The 564-nt window shown below is 69.5% G+C and carries 1 pseudogene; it reads left to right on the forward strand.

From position 1 onward, the window contains the following. Nucleotides 1–97: 97 nt before the first annotated feature. A pseudogene (locus DEQ92_RS21595) lies at nucleotides 98–564 on the forward strand (glycosyl transferase family 1); the annotation flags it as partial.

Here is a 564-nt window from a genome sequence, read left to right on the forward strand (position 1 = left end):
TTCGACGGGCGGCAGCGAGAACTGGGCCGCCCAGCAGGCGGCCGGAAACGGTACTTCGGCCCAACGGACTATAACGGAAGCCGAGCCAAGGTGACCTATGGCCCGGATCGCCGTCCTGCACAACACGCTCGACTTCCAGGGCGGGGCCGACGTCGTCTGCCTGTCCGTCTGTGCGGCACTCCAGCGCGAGCACGACGTCACGCTGTATACGCTCTCGGAGACGACGCCGAGAGCGCTCGCAGAGCGGTTCGAGATCGACCTCGACGCGGACGCGCTCGACGTGCGGGTGCCGCGCGGGGGCGTCACCGTCGCGCGCACCCTATCGGCCGCCGCACCGGCGATCGGTCCACAGCTCGCGTTTCGGAGCGTGCTGCTGCGTGCGGTCTTCGAGCGCGACGCGGCGCCGTTCGATCTCGCTGTCAGCACCGCGAACGAACTGTCGCTGTCGATCCCGTCGGTCCAGTACGTACACTACCCGCAGTTCGGCGCACACCGATCGAGGGATGCGGCTGCGAGCCCGCTCGACCGGCTCTGGAGCTATCTCGCCGGCCCCGAACGCGCGGG

The sequence above is a fragment of the Haloferax sp. Atlit-6N genome (assembly GCF_003383195.1).
GTDB lineage: Archaea > Halobacteriota > Halobacteria > Halobacteriales > Haloferacaceae > Haloferax > Haloferax gibbonsii.